The sequence below is a fragment of the Pedobacter nyackensis genome, assembly GCF_032678475.1.
Taxonomy (GTDB): domain Bacteria; phylum Bacteroidota; class Bacteroidia; order Sphingobacteriales; family Sphingobacteriaceae; genus Pedobacter; species Pedobacter nyackensis_A.
In genome coordinates this window covers 808,687-827,029 of sequence record NZ_JAVTSF010000001.1, presented here as the reverse complement: position 1 = coordinate 827,029, position 18,343 = coordinate 808,687, and the positions used below count along the sequence as shown (strand labels likewise).

Sequence of the window (18,343 nt, the reverse complement as noted above, 5' to 3'; positions counted from 1 at the left end):
TTATATAGGGATTGATTATTGATTCGTCAGATGAAAATAAAAGAGAGTTTTTTGTTTTGATGTTCTTTAGAAGTTTTAATGGATGAAATGTGCTGAGGGCTCGGACCTGGTAGCGCCGGGAGTACCACTTTGTAGTAGTGTGTTTCCGGCTGATATTCTTCTACCAGTTGAAAAGTATGAGGCATCTGCTGGCGATGGGGAATAGGATCCCTGGAGAAAAATAACAATACCTTCTTATCCTCGGAAAGCTGAGCCGGCTCGGGACCGGAAAATAGTTCCTCTGTTTCTTTATTCAGGATTGCGGGGTTAACCAATTCCTGAAGGTAATCAGTAGCTACCACATAACACCAATAGGTAGAAATGGTACTAAAAGAAATGTTAAGGTTTTCCTCAAGTGCGCCATGTAAATGAATACCTATAAGGCCAAAGGGTTTGGAGAAAAGATTGATATTCTTTAAATCTACCGGTATCATATCCTCTTTTCCAACATATTCAGTTGCATGTAAAAGCACAGTTTCATTTGAAGTTTCTTTGGTGGCTAACACAACATTATTGGGCTCTGCACTACCGGCATTTGTAAAAAAGAAATAATTGCCGGAGATGTCAGTGTCAAAATCGCTGGTATAATTAAAAAAGTGATGATCCTTGTTCATGATTAAAAACTCCAGATACCCTGCACTTTCTAAAAAATCAGTTCTTAATCTTTTACTTCCATAGCAAAGAGAATCATAAAGCACATGTACACCATCCTGAAATGGGACAACCATTCCTCCGTTATTTCTGAGGATGAGGCTCGTTTCTGCTGTGGGTTTAACGCTTAAAGACCTCAGCTTTTCATCTGGAAAATAATTATGTTTAAAAAAAATGCTAAATGCTTTATGGTATTGCTGCATCATATTTATTGAAGATTATTTTCAGCTATGCCGGTTACTACAGGACGGTATTCACTTACTTTGTTTGAGTCGTAAATGATGAGTCGTACTTTGTATAGAACAGAAGGCATGTATTTGGCACCTAGTACCGACCAGATGTTACTTAACCGTTCCGGCTCAACAGATTCCATCTCAAAAATCAGTTTTTCTAAATCTTTATCCATCCGGGGTGTATTGGTATGGTCAAAGACATTTTTTTCCTGCAAAAAACCAATTGCAAAAGATAAAAACCTCAATGCCTCCGGATAATTGCTGTCTGAGAAGTAGCAGGAGATCATTAAATGAAGCTGTACGCATATTGGTTTGGCCGTATTTGCGCTTAATCCAGCAGCAGATAGGCCTTCACGTTTCATATTTGTATCGCGAACGACGTTAACCAGCGTAATCAGAACTTTGTTCTCCCCCTGTACTGCAATACTTCCGTTCTGGTTTACTATAGCAGAAACAACAACTTTGTCCTCATGGATTTTGAGCCTGCTTTTAAAAAAGGCATTCATTTCGTCGGCGAGGCAGTTTAAACAAGCATAGATCATTACAAAACTGGGTTAGCGTTTGATTTTCGATTGTGTAAACCAAAACTATCCAATATAACCGGAGGGCTTGCCGGTATAATTACGCGAATTCGAAATCAGGTAATTTTACGTGACTTTATACTGGTGATAAAAGTCAAATTAGCGTGGCGTATATGTAGAAATGTGCTACCCAATAATTTCGCGCTACTTATGAAAAGAATAGTTGTAAATTTTCTTTTATTTCTTTTTTTAATTCTATTTTTTCAAGGCCATTCAGCAGAAAATAGAAATGCTTCTCTTGTACTTTTATCTGCCCATAGTACTGATCAGGTACCGTCCGAAAAGCAGGAGCAGGACCCAAAAAAAGGACAATCAAAGCAAGACCCCGAGAAGAAGAATGTCTGGAAAGCAATATTGGATTTTTTAAAATTCAAAAGTAAAGCCGATAAGAAGCTGAACGGAAAAATCATTCTTGCGATTGAAAAAATGGGCTTAACAGATTCTATAGCCGCAACTTCGGCAAATGTCAGGGTGATGATTGCCGAGTTGAAAAAGACTAAATATCATGATCTGGATTCGCTTCAGTCGGTTTTATCAGTCCTCATAAAAAAGCAGGAAGAAGCTAATGCTTCCGGACAGCCGGGCGATAATGAGACCGCTTTAACACCATCAAATGCCGATCTGGCTGCACTTGTCAATCAGCTCATCCCAATATTAGATCAGCGGGCCGTTAGCGAGACCAGTAGTGTTGATAAATTCGAAAAGCTGAGGAAATTAAACCGGGTAAAAAATGCAGATCCGGCGACAATTTATACGCTGAAGGTCGGGGATTCGGTTACCCGTAAATACACACTTCAATTAAAAAACAAAGCAGAGGTTTACGGTTTCTTCGATGCCTCTTATAAAGGTGATGCAAGTACATTTTTCAATTCAGCAACTTCATTGATTTATCATGCGTTGTCTTTAAACGAATTAACCGGTGATTTTGATCCTCAGCATGGATGGGATATGGCTACTGTTGTTGGAAAGGCACAAAAAAATAGGTCGAAAGTATATTTTACAGTGTTGATCGCCAATAAAAATGCGAGATCATCTCTATTGCATGCCCCGGAGCTTCAGAGAAAAAGTATTGCCAACATCCTGATACAGCTTAAAAAAAACAAAGCTAACGGAGTTAATATTAGTTTTAAGAATTTAGCTAAGAAAGATAGCAAACGCTTCTCGGAATTTATTGCACTTCTTCATCAGGCTGTTCAGGCGGAGGATAAAGCTGCTGAAGTATTGGTTACCCTGCCCCGAACAAATTTTGGCGAGGCGTATGAACTGGAGGAACTGAATAAATATACCGATAGATTTTTTATAGACTTCGCAACGAACTTTGAAAGTAAAGGGGGGGCACTGGCCCCGCTCACAGGAAAGGAACATGAAACTATTGATGCTTCTTATACCTGGTATCTTGCAAAAGGGATTGATGCGGAGAAGTTGATTGTCATTTTGCCTTACCGTGGGGCCAAGTGCGAAACAGATCCGGTTACATTAGCACCTATTTCATTCTCTGGTTATTTACCTTTTAATGAGATTCAACTCATGACCCAGAGTCATGCACTGTATAATGCTGCTAATGAAAGTATGTATATCGATACTATCTTCCATAATTCTCGCAGTTACCGAATCTGGTATGACAATGAAGTTACATTGTCTAAAAAATATGATTACGTCTTAAAGAACAACGTAAAGGGAATTGGGATCTATTATGTTAATTATGATGATTCGTTTGCAGTACTGAATGATGAGCTGATGTATAAATTTACGGATGTTGACACGACCTTTTTAAAAAGTAATATTGAGCCTGTAAAACCTAAGATTTCCTTTTTTGAAAAAATAAAAAGACACCTTACATTGTGGGGTTTTATTCTGCAAAATCCCTGTGCTACCTGTTTCGAAAGCGCCGGAACCAATACAGGATACTCAAAAATTAATACCTATTTACGTGAACTGGAAGTGTATGCTCTTGTTAGAGAAGAAAAGTTGGAAAATGCAACGATCCTTGATAAGGATAACGGGAACTACCATAAAATTACATTTAAAGAAGTATTTAATTATGTAAATCATGAATTAAATACCTTTTTAAAATACCTTACGGTTATTGTTTTTATCATCAGTACTGGAATTACCATTTATTATATTTGGGGAGTAAAATATTATACCGCCGATTGGCGCTATAAAAAAATAGTAGCAGGGATATTATTCGTATTCTTTTCTTTGTCTGTTCTTTTTGGGTTTACCTACTGTTTTACAAGTGATTTGATTCCGATGTTTGGTGTATCTGCGGCCTCTGCTAATAAGGCCGGCTGCGTAGTAGATCCTGATTGCGTAAATATACCGCTCAATACGCTATTATTGATCATTGCGATGAGCGTATTACTAGGCTTTCTTATTTTTAATTACCTGATTACACCATTAATTAAGAAAGATGACTTGCCTTAATCTCAAACAATAAAGTATTTTTTGGTTAACTGAATTGGCGTTTGCCTTATAGCTAAAAGAAAGCGGGAATGATCTCCGACCACCCCCGCTTCATCTAATTAACGCTCTCATAAATAAAGACGTTAATCCGAACTAAATATTGTGTTCTACAATAAATAATTAGCAATTTTCTATTTCAATAGGAGAGAAGAACTGGCACTAATCAAGTGGTATACGTTTCGAATTATCTGCAAGCCACATTTCAAATGACAGTAGTTCAGGGTTTAATATTCTGGAAAACTTTACGTCCCGGCTACCATTAAATACACCATCGAAATCACGATAAAACTGGAACATATTTCCCAGGTCGTCCGCTCCTGGAAAGCCAAAGTTTCGGTATTGTTCCGGTGTAACTTCATTGTAGGAAACTTTTTCGCCTAAGGATTCTGATAAAACTTCGGCCATTTCAGTACAACTGAGCTGTTCACCAACAATACCAACTCTTTTACCAACCATTTCTTGTCCCTTTTTAAATATTCCGTATGCACATTTTCCGATATCGCTAGCAGCTATACCAGACATCTTTTTATCTCCCATAGGGAAGGTTAGGTATAGTTTACCATCCTCAGCTCGTTTTGGCCCCATCCCAAAATAAATCAGGTTATCCCAATAATAGGATGTCAGCAAAAAAGTAACTGGCACACCCGCATCAATAAAATACTGATCGGATTCTCCTTTGGCATCGAAATGAGGGACTTTATATTTTTCTTGAAGGGTTGGCATGCTATCGTCATCAAGAGGAACGTATTTTCTTACATCTTCAAGGGTTGACCAGATGACGTGTTTTAATCCCGCTTCCTTGGCTGCGGTCGCCATATTTTTTGCTTCGGCCATTTCTTTTTCCGGTGAAAAATGTGCCCAAAAAAATGTGACAAAATAAGCACCATATGCATTCTCTAAAGCGCGTTTTATACTTTGTATGTTATCAATATCACCCGCTACCACTTCGGCTCCCATTTTAGCGAGTTCTTTTGCCTTGTCAGATTCGGTATCTCTTGTAACAGCACGAACAGCAAATTCACTGTTGCTGTCGTTGAGAATAGCTCTGGCTAAACTACCTCCCTGAGCACCTGTTGCTCCGAAGATTACAATAATCTTTTTTTGAGACATAACTCTGTTTTGTTTTTAATAAATGTTAAGATAATTAATTTGTTGGAGACATCAGTTCTGTATTATTCAGCTGTTACAGGATCTATAATTACAGAGACCTTACTTATCGAATTTGCAGGGAACCCTCCTTGTTTTGCGTGCTCAAGAATCATTTCCTCATTTGGTGCATTGTAAATACAATAGATTTTATCCGTAGTCACATAGCTGTTCACCCATTGTATTTCTGGTCCCATTTCTCTGATTACTCCACAAGATGTCTGTGAGATTGTTTTCAATTGTTCGGCGGTTAGTTTTCCTGCTTCAGGAATTTCCCTTTCAATTACATATTTAGGCATGGCAATCGTTTTTAAGTTTCTAATCAACCAATTCAATAGGGACAGTTAAAGCTTGCTACTGCAGGAGGGAGGAGTACTTGGCAACCAGGGGGAATTCTGAATTGCAGCAGCATAAAATCGACACCTAAATTTACGAATAATAAGTGATAACTTTTTTTCAAATAGAGAATAAGAATAGGATATCATGTTAATAATGTTCAACGAAATCATAATTATTACTGAAGCTCATTAAGGGCGCAATCTGGATTACAGAAACTATTAACTATGCAAAAAAAGCATCGATATTGAGCAATATAGCATCACTTTTATACTCTTTAAAATATTTAGTTTTAACATCGAACGGACTAAATGGTTGTTCTAAAAAAATCTTTTAGAATAGCCATGCGACTGACTTGTAAGCATAAACAACCAATTAAATTGAAATGATGTTTAAGAGACGTAGTGACGAGGGTATTGAAGTGTTTCCTGAAGCACTTTTTAAGGAGTTTTATCCCAGGTTGTGCGATTTTGCTTGTTATCTAATAAAGGATCAGGACGAGGCTGAAGATGTTGTACAGGATACATTTATGGTATTTCTGGAGCAACGGGGAAATATTTCTTCGCATCCTAATGCTGTAAAATCATTCCTGTATTCATCAGTTAAGCATGCATGCTTAAATAAGCTCCGGCATCATAAAGTTATAGATACATATAACAAAAAAAATCCCTTCGAAATGTTTGATGACCCTAAACTATTAGATGGGATTATACACGCCGAGATTGTTGCCAAGATACATAAGGCGATTAACATGTTACCTGCCGATTGTGCTATGGTATTGAGATATGGGTATCTGGAAGGATTACAAAATCGTAAAATTGCTGAACAATTAAATATAAGTATAGATGCGGTTAAATACCAAAAACAGAAAGCGCTTAGCTTAATGAGAGTAATGCTTGGTGATACTGTTTACCTCATGTTTATTACCTTTTTAATACACAAATAAATTATTTGAAAATAATATCACCCATTTTTCAGTTTCAGGTTTCTCTATAGATATAGCGAAGAAACTATTTATGAAAAACGAGCCTTACGATTTTGCAGAACTAATTTCGGGATATTTATGCAATGAACTTTCTAAAGAAGAAGAAGTTCATCTTATGCAGATACTTGAAAACGATGAGCATAAACGTGAAATTTTGGAATACTATAAGAAAACTGCACCAGTACAGGATAGAATTAATTACATGAACAGTTTGGACATTGATGCAGCATGTAATAAGTTACGTCAACGCTACTATAATAGTAAGCCAGGGAATAATAGAAGGTACAGTATTCTAAAATACGTCGCAGTATTTGCAATAATGGTAAGTTCAGTTGGGGTATGGTTGATCTTTGGTAAAAGGGATAATAAAATGATTACGCCATCAGCGATCAATAAATCTATAAATGATGTATTACCAGGAAGTAGTGTCGCAGTATTAGTTTTATCAGACGGAAAAAAAGTAACGTTGGATACTGGAAAGGTTGCATTAAAAGAAAAGGATGGAACCCAATTGTCCGGTAATCAAGGAGGATTAGCTTACTCGAATAATGACGCATCTGATAAAGAGGAAATATTGTATAATACACTAATTGTTCCGCGTGGAGGTACTTACAATTTACGGTTGCCAGACGGAACAAATGTTTGGTTAAATGCGATGTCAGAATTACGGTTTCCTGTAAAATTTTGTGGAAATGAACGTAAGGTTGAACTTATTGGAGAGGGGTATTTTGAAGTGGCTAAAAACAAGAACGCTCCTTTTAAAGTACTTACGCGTCATCAGGAGATTGAAGTAAAGGGCACTCATTTTAATGTGAATAGTTATGCTAATGAAAATTATGACAGAACAACTTTATTGGAGGGCTCGGTTAAAATATTGTCACCTTCTGTTCCTGCAAAATTCTGTATGCTAAGCCCTGGCGAGCAGGCAGAGACCAATAAAAGAACTGGAGAAATGCTTGTGGCCAAAGGGAATATGAAAGAAGCCATTGCCTGGAAGAATGGCTATTTCTTATTTAATGATGAGAAATTAGAAAGTATTATGGCTAAAGTTTCGAGATGGTATGACGTGGAGGTAGTTTATGAAGGTGAGTTTGATGAGAAACGGTCATTTTTGGGGCAGGTAGAAAGATCAAGAAAATTATCCTCTTTATTAAAGGTTTTAGAATTAACCGGAAATGTTCACTTTAAAATTTCAGGAAGGAGGATTGTCGTTATGCCATAAAACTACCCAGGAATACGGTGATCAAAAAAATAGTCAGAGATGCTACGAACATCCCTGACCTGTTTTTAGGTCTACCCTTTTAAAATTGTTACGACACAACCAAACCAGTTTAAAACCCAAACAAACAAATGTATGAAAATTTACGATCGGTTCATAGCTAAGTTATGGACTTTCAATACGATGCAATTATTACGCATAATGAGAATCATCATCATCATAATTACAGCATGTTTTCTGCAAATAAGTGCTGCGACCAAAGCACAGGTGATATCACTAAATGAAAAAAATGCTTCTTTGGAATCTATCATCAATAAGATAATAGACCAAACAAATTATTCTTTTATTGGTGATACTAAACTAATCAGACAGGCAAAGCCAATTGACATTAATGTTCAGAATGCTTCCATAGAAAAGGTACTCGGCCTTTGTTTTATTAATCAGCCAATGGATTATGCTATCACAGAGAAAACTGTGGTCATCCGAAAGAAGGAAAAGCGAGCTATAGTGGATATTAAAATCACAGGTGTTGTAAAGGACTCAACCGGAGTTTCATTGCCTGGGGTTAGTGTAACTGTCAAAGGAATGCCTAAAGGATCCGCTATTGGGACAGTTACCGACGGTAACGGCAGGTATGTACTTACTGTTCCGGACGATGCCAAAATACTTGTTTTTACGTCTGTGGGTATGAAGCCGATTGAAGTAGAAATCAATGGCCGGACGAGTATCAATGTGACCATGCAATCAGTGGAAGCTAAACTTGATGATGTGGTGGTTGTAGCTTTCGGGAAGCAAAAGAAAACAGAAGTAGTAGGGTCAGTTACCTCAATAAAGCCCGGGGACTTAAAAGTACCTTCAAGCAATTTAACGACCGCTCTTGCGGGAAAACTGGCAGGTATAATCGCTTATCAAAGAAGTGGTGAACCCGGTGCAGATAATGCAGATTTTTTCATCAGGGGTGTTACTACTTTTGGTTATAAAGTGTCTCCCCTGATTTTAGTTGACGGTATTGAATCAACCTCTACTGATTTAGCGCGACTTCAGGTAGATGACATTGCTAGTTTTTCTATTATGAAAGATGCGACCTCTACCGCACTATATGGGGCTAAGGGTGCGAATGGTGTTATTTTGATTACAACCAAGGAAGGTAAGGAAGGTAAAGTAAATTTATCTGTAAGAGCAGAGAATTCCTTATCACAATCGACAAAGGATATAGAGTTTGCAGATCCGGTAACTTATATGACTTTAGCAAATGAAGCCAGTTATACCAGAAATCCTTTGGGCGGATATCTTTATCAGCAAGGCAAAATAGACAATACCATCAGAGGCACAGATCCGGTAGCCTTTCCAACTACTGACTGGCAAAAAATGTTGTTAAAAGATTACACCATGAACCAAAGGTATAACTTGAATGTTAGTGGCGGTGGAAAAGTAGCGAGGTATTTTGTGGCAGGTGCGTTAACCCAAGATCATGGCATCATGAAAGTTGATCCCATGAATAATTTTAACAGTAATGCCAACTTAAAAACATACTCATTAAGAAGTAATGTGAATATTAATTTAACCAAAACTACAGAGTTAATTACACGTATATCGGGTACATTCGATGACTATAGAGGTCCTATAAATAGTGGAACCGCAATATATAATCAAATAGTTAACTCTAATCCGGTAAGATTTCCAGCTAGATATGCGCCTACAGAAGACACCAAATTTGTAAAACACATTATGTTTGGTAACTACGGGGATGGGGAATATAATAACCCTTACGCCAGTTTACAAAAAGGTTATAAAGACTATTCTCAGTCAACAATGTCCGCTCAGCTTCAATTGTCACAGGATTTATCTTTTGTAACTCAAGGACTAACTGCCAGAGCGATGGCTAATACCCAGCGCTACGCTTTCTTTGATGTAAGCAGATTTTATAATCCGTACTACTACACAGCTGGTAATTACGATAGGGTGAACAAAACTTATACACTTAGAGCGCTTAATGACCTTCAGACAACGCCTTCCGGAGTCGTTCCAGGTACCGAATTTTTAGGATATGATCCTGGAGAAAAAAATGTTTCCACTAGTTTTTATAGTGAGGCATCTTTAAATTATAAACGCACTTTTAATGAGGTGCATAGCATCAGTGGTATGTTAATCGGTATCGCTAAAAGTAGTTTAACAGGTGGGGCCTCAGATTTACAAAGTTCTCTTCCTTTCAGAAATATGGGATTGTCGGGCAGGTTCACTTATGTTTATAATGATCGTTATGCGAGTGAATTTAATTTTGGCTATAATGGTTCGGAGCGCTTTCATGAATCTCGTCGTTTTGGATTCTTCCCTTCTGCGGGTGTAGCTTACACGGTATCAAACGAAAATTTCTGGAAGCCGCTTAAAGGCGTAATGCCAATATTGAAATTAAGGGCGACTTATGGTCTGGTAGGAAATGATCAGATTGGTAGTCCAACTGATAGGTTTTTTTATTTATCCAATGTTGATATGAATAGTGGTGCAAATGGTGCTGTTTTTGGAACATTAACGGATAATCGCCTTACCGGGGTTAACATTAGCAGATATGCAAATAACGACATTACCTGGGAGACCGCTAAAAAATTCAATTTAGGAATTGAATCTAACCTTTTCAACAAATTAGGTATACAGGTCGATATATTTAATGAAAAAAGAAAAAATATCTTAATGACGAGGTCTTCTATCCCAAGTACAATGGGCTTGTCTGCAAATGTTAGGGCTAATGTTGGTGCAGCATCATCACATGGTGTTGATGTTGCTTTTGATTATTCTCAAAATATTGGTTCCGATATATGGATCAAAGGGCTGGCAAACTTCACTTATGCTACCAGTAAATTTGACGTGTATGAAGAACCTCAATATGCAGAGAAAAATAAATCGCATGTTGGTTATTCTTTAACGCAAAACTGGGGTTATATTGCTGAACGTTTGTTTATTGATAATAACGACGTTGCTTATTCTCCGAAACAAAACTTTGGAGAATATGGTGCGGGGGATATTAAATACAGGGATATAAATCATGATGGACAGATTACTGAACTAGATCAGGCGCCAATAGGATTTCCAACATCTCCTGAAATTGTTTATGGTTTTGGTGTTTCGGCAGGTTACAAACGATTTGATTTATCTTGTTTTTTTCAGGGCTTAGCACGCGAGTCTTTTTGGATTGATGGTGTAGCCACATCGCCATTTGTGAATGACCAGGGGGCCCTGTTAAAGGCTTACGCTGATAATCACTGGAGTGAAGAAAATAGAAACATTTATGCCCTTTGGCCTAGACTTAGTACAACGGTTAATAGAAACAACACCCAAACAAGTACCTGGTTAATGCAAAATGGCGCATTTCTTCGTTTAAAATCACTTGAACTTGGCTACACCATGCCAAGTAGCATCACGAAAAAGGCGAATTTATCGAGTGTCAGGTTCTATTTAAATGGAACAAATTTATTGCTGTGGAGCAATTTTAAATTATGGGACGTTGAAATGGGGGGGAATGGTCTGGGTTACCCGGTTCAAAGAGTGATGAATCTTGGAATGTTAATCTCAATTAATTAAAACAATGTCCACTTTCCTTAATAATAAACTGTAATTGTATGAAATTTTATAAAATTATAATACTCGGATTGATGGCGATTGCTTTTTCTTCGTGTAAAAAATATCTAAATGTTGTTCCCGATAATATAGCGACCATTGACAATGCTTTTACGCTACGTAATCAGGCAGAAAAGTATTTGTTCACTTGTTATTCTTTCTTACCGAGGCTTGGTGATATCGCAAACCCAACATTGATGGGCTCCGGTGAATTGGTTACCCCTAATCCAGGAATATCACCAATGGACGGTTATCAGAATATTATTGATCTGGCTTATGGAGGCCAGAATAAAGTAGCGCCAATCGGTAATACCTGGGATGCTCCGGCAGGGGGGAAGTCTTATTACATAGCGATACGTCATTGTAATATTTTTCTGGAAAACATTGTCAAAGTTCCTGATATACAAACTTCAGAAAGAAACAAATGGATTGCAGAGGTGAAGTTTCTGAAAGCCTATTATCACCTGAGCTTATTAAAGATGTACGGACCTATCCCTGTAATCCGAAAAAACCTGCCCATATCTGCTTCTGTAGATGAGGTAAAGGTAAAACGTGAACCTGTGGATTCTGTAGTGAATTATGTTGTAACAACCCTGAATGAAGCTATTCCAGATTTGCCTATTGAGATTTCTAATCAGGCAAAGGAGTTGGGAAGAGTTACAAAACCAATAGCAGCAACCATAAAAGCTCAGGCACTGGTATTGGCCGCAAGCCCGTTGTTTAACGGGAATCCTGATTATGTTAATTTCAAAAACAAAGACGGACAAGCTTTATTAAATTCCACTGTAGATAATACAAAATGGAAAAAGGCTGCAGATGCTTGTAAAGAGGCTATTGATATTTGTCATGAAGCTGCAAATGCAATCCATTATTTTGAAAAGCCTTTTAACATGGGGGCCCTAAGTGATGCCACTACCTATTGCATGAACGTTAGATCTGCGATTACTGAGGAGTGGAACAGCGAAATAATTTGGGGATTTTCTAATTCTAAAGGTAGCTCTGGAACCCTTCAAAATATGTGTACGCCAAGAAATGATGTACAGCAAACTTCAGGTGCCCTTCTTGCTGCATCTATTACTGCAGCAGAAATGTTCTATACCCGAAATGGAGTGCCAATTGATGAAGATAAGAACTGGGATTATGCAGGTAGGTTTACCAAGTTGAAAACTATTCCTCAATCTGAAAGTAGTTTGTTAAATCCGAATTATACGACTTCGAGTTTTAACATGGATAGGGAATATCGTTTTTATGCCGATCTGGTTTTTGACAGAGCTTCGTTATTTGGTTTTGGCCGTACAAATGAGACCAGTTTATTGTACGTAAGTACCATTTGGGGCCAGGGTAATTCTACAGGAAGTAATAGCCGGTTTTCTTGTACAGGTTATTGGCCAAAAAAATTGATTAACTATAAGAATGATGGTAGTAGCGGTAGTTACAATATAGTTTCTTATGTATGGCCTGCGGTCCGTTTGGCCAGTTTATATCTTTTGTATGCGGAATCATTGAACGAAGCAGAGGGACCTTCGGCAGAGGTTTACAAGTGGATAGATCTGGTTCGTGCCAGAGCTGGTTTAAAAGGTGTAGTTGAATCCTGGACAAATTATGCTAAAAACCCTTCAAAACCGACCACCAAAGAAGGCTTCAGGTCAATTGTTCATCAGGAAACGATGATAGAAATGATGTTTGAAGGTGAGAACTATTGGAATGTAAGGAGATGGAAAAAATTGGACGTTATGAACAAACCTATAAAAGGCTGGGATGTGTTTCAAACAACTACAGAGAATTTTTATAGACTTAAAACCATTTTCACTCCAAATTACAGCTATAGAGACTATCTGTTCCCAATAATGGAATATGACTTGTCAGTAAACCCTAACCTTGTTCAAAACCCTAAATGGTAAAATATAATTTCACATGATTATGAAAAAATTTAATATATTTTTAATATTCTTATTCATTTCGGGTGCTATTTTTTCCTGTAAGAATGAAGAGTTAAATCATCAACCTTTGTTTGGCGACAAAACCAAACCTTCTCCGGTAACAAACATAAAAATAACTAATGTCCCAGGCGGGGCCATTATTACTTACGATGTTCATGCGGATCCGTCTATCCTTTATGTACAAGCAGATTATTCTGTAAATGATAAAGTTACCAGGCAGGCAAAATCATCATATTATTCTGATACCCTTGCTGTAGGAGGTTTTGCTAAAGCTGGTCCGTATAAGGTTATATTACATTCAATAAGCAGAAGTGAAGTAAAATCAGATCCTATTGAAATTACTGTTAATCCGCTTACGCCAAGCTATCTTACTGTTGGTAAATCATTGAAACTACTTGCAGATTTTGGAGGGGTAAACGTAAGTTATTTAAACCCTACTGAGAGTGAATTGGGCATTGTAACTGTTATTGACTCTCTGGATAGTTTTGAGTATATGGATACAAAATACACGAAAGAGATTGAAGGTAATTTTTCAGTTCGAGGGCTTCCAACAAAAGAACGAACTTTTGGCGCTTATGTTAGGGATAGATGGGGAAATAAGTCGGACACGGTATATGCGAAACTTGCTCCTTTGAGAGAAGTTGAACTAGACAGGTCAAAAATGTCAGGGCTATACTTACCTGGTGATATGACGGGATGCTGTGGTTCAAATTTGAGCGTTCCTTTAACTAATAATGGAGCAGGCGACTGGTGCCTTTATGGAATTACACTTCCTGATACAAAATACCCGACTAGAATAACGTATGACTTAGGTAAAACAGTTAAAATGAGTAGGTTTAAGCTTTGGTTTAGGGTAAATGGTATTGCAGAATTTGCAAATGGTACGCCAAAAACTTTTAAACTATATGGTAGTAACAATCCAAATCCAGATGGAACTTTAGATGCTACCTGGACCCAATTGGGAGGACTTTATGAATTAAAAAAACCTTCAGGATTACCTTATGGTAAAAGAAATGCTGAAGATGACGCAGCTAAGTATGAAGGATTTGAATTTGTATTGCCATTACCGGCCCAGCCTATCAGATATTGGAGATTGGTACTGGTGTCAAATTATTCACAGAGTTATGCAATGGAGATTTCCTGCTTAAAGTTCTGGGGTGATCCTCAATAATCCTAAACAACTGTTTCAACAAAAAGATGATTATGAAAAATAAAATATATTTTCTTATGGTGTGCATCGGGATAATCACCTCATGTACTAAAATGGATAATACTTATAAACCATACCTGGCAGATGGAGAAAGATATTACCCTGGAAAGCCAAGTGCGATAGAACTTCACTCCGGAAGAAATAGAGTTGAAGTGCAGTTTGAGCAAAGTCTGGATCCAAATATTGTTAAATATGTAATTTACTGGAACGATCGGGCCGATTCTGTAATTGTATTGCCTGTCGCTGGCGCAGGGGTTCTAAAAACCATTATTCCCGGATTAAAAGAACAGTCGTATAATTTTGAAATTGTTTCCATCGATAAAATGGGCAACTCTTCTTTGGAGGTATTAAAAAGCGGTAAGGCTTATGGTTCTGTTTACGAATCGGAATTGTTAACCAGAGGGGTTACCATTGGTAATACCACGGCAGGATTAGAATTGAACTTTTCTGCCGCAGAAACTTTTAACGTGGAAACGGAAGTAACATATACCAATATGTTAGGGAATCTATCAACGGTTAAGGTTCCTTCATCAGTTAATACTTATGTCATTGCAGATAACAAAGGGAAACAAATTGAATTGAAGTCTGCATTTGTTCCTAGTAATGGTATTGATATGTTTTATAGTGCTACTGCAATTCAAACATTTAATGCCTATGCCGGGAATTATAAGGCTACAGGAGTGTTTCATCATCCGGCCAATGGTGATCGTACTATTAATGAAGACAAAGTATTTACCAGGATAACGGATGAGATAGTCCAATGTAATTTAGGTGATCTGGGATCGTCTGGTTATTTAATGCAGTTAAAAGTCAATGCGGATTTAACAGTGACTATTACTCCTGCCGGGGCGACACCTGATATTGATCAGCATTGGGGACCAAATTATTATGATCCTGCAACGAAATCTTTTCATTTGTTTTACTCCTATAATATTGCTGCACCACGCAAAGTAGAAGAAACGATCAAATTAAAATAGCTCATTTTTATTAAGAATAATAAATTTTAGCGGGAGGGTATCCAAAAAGCCACCTTTTTGGGTACCCTCTTTTTATATAAAGCTGAGAAAATCTAGTACCTCTGCCAGTTGCAATGATATCATTCCTTTAAAGATAATATATAGCTTACCATCAGCTCCGCGTCTTTAGCCGAAAGTTTAGGGTGGGGTAACATCACTGCATAGCCCCATCCTCTGCTACCTCCCACAATGACTTTTTGTGCCAACATTTGAATAAACACTTTATTTGCGGGGTATCTTTTGGCAATATCACGAAATGCCGGCCCAAATGATCTTTTATCTTCTTTATGACAGGTATAACAATCAGAATACGAAATTAGTACTTTTCCTTTTTCTATAGCTTCTAATGATATGGTATCATTTTTTCCCTCAATAGGCTTAATATAATCAGCTATACTATCAGTTTTTTCAGATATAGTCACTTCTTTATCCGTATTGGATGAATTACAGGATGTAGAATAAAGGCTAATGATTAAAATATAAATAAAGATTTTACTTTTTTTTTGCAGCAACAGATACCTCATTTTAAGTTTGGTTTCTTAAATCTTCGTTAAATTAGGATTAATATTCGAAAAATGATCGCCAAAGGATATGAAAACTAATAAACGACTACTTCGTCACTAAACATAAAACCTTTTTTCTCATTCTTTGCGGTAATCCTAATGTAACGGGCGGCATTTCCTTTAAGGTCAAAAATGAACGTTTTAAACCTTAACGAAGCATCTGTATAAGGCACGTCGTTGTCTACTTGTTGTATAGTTTTGAAATTGATTCCATCAGTAGAAAGGGCAACTTTAACGTTGGCCGGCATATATACTCCCGGACCGGTTAACTGCATATACCTCATTTTTAATTGTTGCAATGCTTGCTGGTTTTCCAGATCAATTGTCACATCCAGGTCGCCAAGGAAGCCTTGCCATTGTCCATCACCATATGTAAGGTCACCGGTTTGGCCATTCACCAGTGTCAATTCTTTTTGTGCCGGATAATTACTGCTGTACTTATTATTATAAGTTACTTTTTTACCGATCGCTTTATGCAGGTCGACTTCCAATTCCTGTACTTTTCCTGCAGGGAGTTGATTTTTGAAAATCCCGGCTTTCACTATTCCGGTTTGTGATAAGGAAATCCCATCCTGATACAGTGGCGAGTTAGTTGTTGGCGTTGTTCCATCCAAAGTATACCTGATTTCTGGTCGGAATTGTTCTGAATTGATTTTGACCTGAGCAATTTTATTGACCATATCAAAATTAGAAAGGATACTCAAGTTACTGGATGGTGGATAATAATTTACATTAAATTGCTGTAACAACCGGTAGTGTTTTTGTAAGCGGGAGTGAAAATCATCCCAGTTTTTCTGGGATACAGGTGTCCATGCAATTTCTGAAAGTGCAATGGCTCTCGGGAAAACCATATAATCAACCTGATTAGAAGTCGGCATATATTCTGCCCATACATTGGCTTGAACGCCTAGGATATGTTTTCGTTTTGCAGGAGCAATTTCAGCAGGAATTGGTTGATAGCTGTATACTTTTTTTAAAGGAAGGTAACCACCAATAGCTTCCGGTTGCCCGATCGGGTTTGTTTGATAGGAGTCCAGGTAAAGATGCGAGCCTGGCGTCATGATCACATCATGTCCGGAATTCGCTGCTTCAATTCCTCCATTTTCACCACGCCAGCTCATTACGGTGGCACCTGGAGCTAATCCTCCTTCTAAAATTTCATCCCAGCCAATCAATTTTCTGCCTTTACTGGATAGGAAAGCTTCCATTCTCTTGATCGCGTAACTTTGTAAACCATGTTCGTCCTTCAGGTTATGATCTTTAATTACCTTTTGGCATTTCGGACATTGTTTCCAGGCTGCTTTGTCTGCCTCATCACCTCCAATGTGGATGTATTTGGAAGGAAAGATTTCCAATACCTCATCCAACACGTTTTGAAGAAAGGTAAAAGTATCTTCATTGCCAATACAGAATTCCGAATTCTTGTAAGGCAGGCCATAACAGGATAAATTTGGGTATGCTGCAAGCACTTCTTCGCTATGTGCAGGCATCTCAATTTCAGGAATCACGGTAATGCCTCTTTTAGCAGCGTAGTTAATCAGTTCTTTTACTTGTTCGGCAGTATAGAAGCCGCCAAAAGCAGCCGGACTACCCATTTCTGCATATTTCCGGTCATTGTTCCACCAGTTTTTCCAGCTGGCATCAGATCTCCAGGCGGCAAACTGAGTAAGTTCAGGATATTTCTTAATTTCTAAGCGCCATCCTGCACCATCGGTAAGGTGCCAGTGGAAGGTGTTCAACTTATATAGAGATAAAAGATCAATATATTTTTTTAGAAAAGTAAGGGGTAAAAAGTGACGGGATACATCCAGCATTAATCCCCGGTAACCAAACGCGGGACGATCTTCGATCCATACAGCAGGAAGCGATTTGGTGTCTTTTCTCGTATAAGCGATTTGCCGCAAAGTAGAGATTCCATGAAGCAGGCTCTGTGGCTGATGTGCAGTAATTACAATCCTGTCTTTCCTGATTTCAAGACGATAGGCATTTTGGGCAAGCGTATCTTCTTTAGAAGCCTTAACCAGGACTACTCCTTGATTTGGCAGACGTTTAGCATTTTTTAATGTTTTTACCTGATCGAATTTCAAGTAGGGATGTTCCCTGAGCAGTGCCGCTGCGTCTTTGAAATCGACACTGGCAAAAACTTCAGTTTTCGGTTTATATAGATAATGTCCTGTTTTAGCAATTTGAATTGTTGGTTTTGGGATGATAAATAAAGAATCCTGTGCCGCAGTAATTTGTGGTGTTAAATATAACGTTGCAGCAAAAGAAAGGGCTGCGACCCATTTAGTAATGTTCATGATTTTGATTTCATTTTTGTGGATCTCAAATTTACGAATTGCTTCC

Annotated in this window: 13 protein-coding genes; 7 read left to right on the top strand and 6 right to left on the bottom strand. The window is 37.8% G+C overall.

The genetic code is table 11. From position 1 onward, the window contains the following. Positions 1-26: 26 nt before the first annotated feature. Both R2Q84_RS03315 and R2Q84_RS03310 read right to left on the bottom strand, forming a co-directional pair. Entirely contained in the window at positions 27-896 is an 870-nt protein-coding gene (locus tag R2Q84_RS03315) for a hypothetical protein (protein WP_316815104.1), read from the bottom strand. Between the two features lie 2 nt (positions 897-898). Continuing rightward, entirely contained in the window at positions 899-1,465 is a 567-nt protein-coding gene (locus tag R2Q84_RS03310; protein WP_316815103.1) for a DUF4255 domain-containing protein, read from the bottom strand. Between the two features lie 189 nt (positions 1,466-1,654). Here R2Q84_RS03310 and R2Q84_RS03305 point away from each other — a divergent pair, with 189 nt between their 5' ends. After that, positions 1,655-3,931: a glycosyl hydrolase family 18 protein gene (locus R2Q84_RS03305; protein WP_316815102.1), complete on the top strand. Its 2,277-nt coding sequence runs from the start codon at positions 1,655-1,657 to the stop codon at positions 3,929-3,931. A gap of 198 nt (positions 3,932-4,129) precedes the next feature. Here the strand turns inward: R2Q84_RS03305 and R2Q84_RS03300 are convergent, their stop codons facing one another. Beyond that, positions 4,130-5,080, bottom strand: coding sequence for an NmrA/HSCARG family protein (locus R2Q84_RS03300; RefSeq protein WP_316815101.1), 951 nt, complete (start codon positions 5,078-5,080; stop codon positions 4,130-4,132). A gap of 62 nt (positions 5,081-5,142) precedes the next feature. After that, positions 5,143-5,415, bottom strand: coding sequence for a DUF4242 domain-containing protein (locus R2Q84_RS03295; RefSeq protein WP_316815100.1), 273 nt, complete (start codon positions 5,413-5,415; stop codon positions 5,143-5,145). 422 nt (positions 5,416-5,837) lie between these two features. Here R2Q84_RS03295 and R2Q84_RS03290 point away from each other — a divergent pair, with 422 nt between their 5' ends. From R2Q84_RS03290 to R2Q84_RS03265, 6 genes are all read left to right on the top strand, one after another. Beyond that, on the top strand, positions 5,838-6,398 hold the full coding sequence (locus R2Q84_RS03290) for an RNA polymerase sigma-70 factor (RefSeq protein WP_316815099.1): 561 nt from the start codon (positions 5,838-5,840) through the stop codon (positions 6,396-6,398). A gap of 70 nt (positions 6,399-6,468) precedes the next feature. Beyond that, complete coding sequence (locus tag R2Q84_RS03285) at positions 6,469-7,659, top strand: FecR family protein (protein WP_316815098.1); 1,191 nt, start codon at positions 6,469-6,471, stop codon at positions 7,657-7,659. A gap of 132 nt (positions 7,660-7,791) precedes the next feature. Continuing rightward, on the top strand, positions 7,792-11,232 hold the full coding sequence (locus tag R2Q84_RS03280; protein ID WP_316815097.1) for a TonB-dependent receptor: 3,441 nt from the start codon (positions 7,792-7,794) through the stop codon (positions 11,230-11,232). 38 nt (positions 11,233-11,270) lie between these two features. Then, positions 11,271-13,169 carry a RagB/SusD family nutrient uptake outer membrane protein gene (locus R2Q84_RS03275; protein ID WP_316815096.1) on the top strand — a complete coding sequence of 633 codons (1,899 nt, stop codon included), beginning with the start codon at positions 11,271-11,273 and terminating at the stop codon, positions 13,167-13,169. Positions 13,170-13,188: 19 nt separating this feature from the next. Continuing rightward, positions 13,189-14,379 (top strand): DUF4959 domain-containing protein, encoded by a 1,191-nt coding sequence (locus R2Q84_RS03270; RefSeq protein WP_316815095.1) that lies wholly within the window; start codon positions 13,189-13,191, stop codon positions 14,377-14,379. A gap of 32 nt (positions 14,380-14,411) precedes the next feature. After that, on the top strand, positions 14,412-15,395 hold the full coding sequence (locus R2Q84_RS03265; RefSeq protein ID WP_316815094.1) for a DUF4998 domain-containing protein: 984 nt from the start codon (positions 14,412-14,414) through the stop codon (positions 15,393-15,395). A gap of 119 nt (positions 15,396-15,514) precedes the next feature. On the opposite strand, the gene R2Q84_RS03260 is transcribed toward R2Q84_RS03265, so the two are convergent. Continuing rightward, entirely contained in the window at positions 15,515-15,958 is a 444-nt protein-coding gene (locus tag R2Q84_RS03260) for a c-type cytochrome (protein WP_316815093.1), read from the bottom strand. Positions 15,959-16,032: 74 nt separating this feature from the next. Beyond that, complete coding sequence (locus tag R2Q84_RS03255; RefSeq protein WP_316815092.1) at positions 16,033-18,297, bottom strand: family 20 glycosylhydrolase; 2,265 nt, start codon at positions 18,295-18,297, stop codon at positions 16,033-16,035. Positions 18,298-18,343 lie beyond the last annotated feature (46 nt).

Bases quoted from the DNA above. Each gene is read 5' to 3' on its own strand.
- R2Q84_RS03315 (WP_316815104.1), bottom strand. From the start codon at position 896: ATGATGCAGCAATACCATAAAGCATTTAGCATTTTTTTTAAACATAAT.
- R2Q84_RS03310 (WP_316815103.1), bottom strand. From the start codon at position 1,465: ATGATCTATGCTTGTTTAAACTGCCTCGCCGACGAAATGAATGCCTTT.
- R2Q84_RS03305 (WP_316815102.1), top strand. From the start codon at position 1,655: ATGAAAAGAATAGTTGTAAATTTTCTTTTATTTCTTTTTTTAATTCTA.
- R2Q84_RS03300 (WP_316815101.1), bottom strand. From the start codon at position 5,080: ATGTCTCAAAAAAAGATTATTGTAATCTTCGGAGCAACAGGTGCTCAG.
- R2Q84_RS03295 (WP_316815100.1), bottom strand. From the start codon at position 5,415: ATGCCTAAATATGTAATTGAAAGGGAAATTCCTGAAGCAGGAAAACTA.
- R2Q84_RS03290 (WP_316815099.1), top strand. From the start codon at position 5,838: ATGATGTTTAAGAGACGTAGTGACGAGGGTATTGAAGTGTTTCCTGAA.
- R2Q84_RS03285 (WP_316815098.1), top strand. From the start codon at position 6,469: ATGAAAAACGAGCCTTACGATTTTGCAGAACTAATTTCGGGATATTTA.
- R2Q84_RS03280 (WP_316815097.1), top strand. From the start codon at position 7,792: ATGAAAATTTACGATCGGTTCATAGCTAAGTTATGGACTTTCAATACG.
- R2Q84_RS03275 (WP_316815096.1), top strand. From the start codon at position 11,271: ATGAAATTTTATAAAATTATAATACTCGGATTGATGGCGATTGCTTTT.
- R2Q84_RS03270 (WP_316815095.1), top strand. From the start codon at position 13,189: ATGAAAAAATTTAATATATTTTTAATATTCTTATTCATTTCGGGTGCT.
- R2Q84_RS03265 (WP_316815094.1), top strand. From the start codon at position 14,412: ATGAAAAATAAAATATATTTTCTTATGGTGTGCATCGGGATAATCACC.
- R2Q84_RS03260 (WP_316815093.1), bottom strand. From the start codon at position 15,958: ATGAGGTATCTGTTGCTGCAAAAAAAAAGTAAAATCTTTATTTATATT.
- R2Q84_RS03255 (WP_316815092.1), bottom strand. From the start codon at position 18,297: ATGAACATTACTAAATGGGTCGCAGCCCTTTCTTTTGCTGCAACGTTA.